This window comes from Micromonospora sp. 4G55 (assembly GCF_016803375.1).
The window spans coordinates 1-2,307 of sequence record NZ_JAEVHN010000850.1 but is presented as its reverse complement, the minus strand read 5'-3'; the positions used below and the strand labels follow the sequence as shown (position 1 = coordinate 2,307).

At 74.9% G+C, this 2,307-nt stretch carries 3 protein-coding genes; 1 reads left to right on the top strand and 2 read right to left on the bottom strand.

The annotated features are described in order from the left end of the window. Positions 1-451: PQQ-binding-like beta-propeller repeat protein (locus JNW89_RS35150; RefSeq protein ID WP_238452306.1), on the top strand; the 451-nt coding region annotated here is incomplete at its 5' end. Between the two features lie 100 nt (positions 452-551). Here JNW89_RS35150 and hisC read toward each other — a convergent pair. After that, positions 552-1,679 (bottom strand): histidinol-phosphate transaminase, encoded by a 1,128-nt coding sequence (hisC, locus tag JNW89_RS35145; RefSeq protein ID WP_238452305.1) that lies wholly within the window; start codon positions 1,677-1,679, stop codon positions 552-554. Then, positions 1,651-2,307, bottom strand: a 657-nt coding sequence (locus JNW89_RS35140) for an RDD family protein (protein WP_238452304.1), incomplete at its 5' end; no start/stop codon positions are given. The genes hisC and JNW89_RS35140, both read right to left, overlap by 29 nt.

Here is a 2,307-nt window from a genome sequence, read left to right as displayed (position 1 = left end):
GGGGCTGCGCACCTCGGACGGCCGCGGCTGGCTGGTCGGGCCGGGTGAGCCGCGTCCCGCGCCGGCCCTGGGCGCCGCCGACGCCACCCTCTCCGGCGAGTTCGCCATCGCGGTCACCGACGGCGTGCTGACCGGCTGGGACGCGCGCACCGGTGAGAAGCGGTGGCGGCGTGGCGACCTGGGCGAGGTGCGGGTCATCGCGGTCGAGCCGGGTCGGGTGCACGTGCTGAGCCGGCAGCGGGACCTGATCACCCTGGACCCGAGGACCGGGGCGCAGCGGTCCCGCTTCCCGCTCACCCTCGGGCAGGACGGGATCGGCTGGGTGCCGGGGCTGGCGTACGCGGCCGGCGGCTACGTGGCCGTGGAACGGTTGCGCGAGCGGGCCCGCCCGGACGACGACGACCAGGGGTACTTCCTGATGGCCGAGCCGGTCGTGCTCGCGGTGACCTGAGCGAACGACCGACAAATAGGACAAAAGCCGGCGAAAGTTGCGTAGCGTGCCGGTGTCGGTCCGCCTCCGATCGGGGTTGGCGGAGGCGGACGTCCCGGGCTCAGGCCAGCGCGGACTCCGCCGCGGCCAGGAAGGCGTCGTTCTCGGCCGGGGTGCCGATGGTGACCCGGACCCCGTCGCCGGCGAACGGCCGGACGATCACACCGCGCGCCTCGCACGCCTTGCCGAAGTCCACCGCCCGCTCGCCCAGCGGCAGCCAGACGAAGTTGGCCTGGCTGGACGGCACGTCCGGGACCAGCTTGCGCAGCGCCTCGGTGACCCGGTCCCGCTCGGCGACGACCAGCGCGCAGCGCCGCTGGACCTCGTCCGCCTGCGCCAGCGCGGCCAGCGCCCCGGCCTGGGCGGCCATGCTGGTGGAGAAGGGGGTGACCACCTTGCGTACGGCCGCGGCCACCTCCGGGGCGGCGACCAGGAAGCCGATCCGCAGCCCGGCCAGCCCCCAGGCCTTGGAGAGCGTGCGCAGCACCACCACGTTCGGCCGGTCGAGGTAGGTCAGGCCGTCCGGCACCTCCGGGTCGGTGACGAACTCGCGGTACGCCTCGTCGATGACGACCAGCACGTCCTCGCCGACGGAGTCGAGGAACCGGTCCAGCTCGGCCTTGCGCACGGCCGTACCGGTGGGGTTGTTCGGGTTGCAGACCAGCACCATCCGGGTCCGGTCGGTCACCGCCGCGGCCATCGCCGCCAGGTCGTGACCGTGGCCGGCGTCGTTGGGCACCCGCACGCTGGTCGCGCCGCTGGTCGCCGCGATGATCGGGTACGCCTCGAACGACCGCCACGAGTAGAGCAGCTCGTCACCGGGCAGGCAGGTGGCCCGGACCAGGTGCTCGGCCAGCGCCACCGACCCGCAGCCGGTGGCGATCCGGTCGGCGTCCACGCCGTACCGCTCGGCCAGCGCCTGGCGCAGCGCCACCACGCCCATGTCCGGGTAGCGGTGCGAGCCGGTGACCGCCTCGGTGACCGCCTCGACCACGCCGGGCAGCGGCCCGTACGGCACCTCGTTGCTGGCCAGCTTGATCGCCTCCGGCAGGCCCAGCTCGCGGGCCAGGTCGGCGGGGCTGCGACCCGGCACGTAGTTCGGCAGCGCGTCCAGGTCGGCGCGGGTCAGGCGCAGCGCGGGCTGGTGACGTCCGTCTCGGTCATGGGGTGTCTCCCGGGGAGTCGGCACGGTCGTGCGGGGTGGCGGGGGTGGCGGGGCCGCCGGGTTGCGGCAGCCGCACCACGACGGTCTGGGCACGCTTGTCGTGCAGGGCCTGGCGCAGCGGGTGGTCGAAGAGGACCGAGACCGCGTCGACGAGCTGGAGGAGCAGGCCGAAACCGCAGCAGTACCAGAGCAGGGTGGGCATGCCCAGCGTGCTCCACCGGCGGGTCGCCCGGCCGAAGCCGAGCGGCTGGTCCGCCTCGACGGGCACCGCCCGGATCCGCATCAACCGCTTGCCGAAGGTCTGCCCGCTGGCGGCCATCGCCGGCACCTCGTACGCGAACCAGAGCGCGGTGGCGATCACCAGGATGGCGATCTGGAGGCCGGCCGCCTGCTCACCGGGGGCCGGCAGCGGCGCGTTGGTGGTGTCGCCCGTGGTGGCCCGGCGCCACGCCTCGTCGAGGGCGGGGGAGAGCTCGCGGACGTACCGGTAGACGAACCAGCCGTTGACCAGCACGTTGAGCAGGAGGAGCAGGCCGAGGTCGATCAGTCGGGCGGCCAGTCGGGAGCCGTAGCCGGCCAGCGGCAGGCCGTGCGGGCGCGGCTCCGGCGGACGCCCCGGCCAGGTGGGGTACGGCCAGCCCGGCGGCGGCCC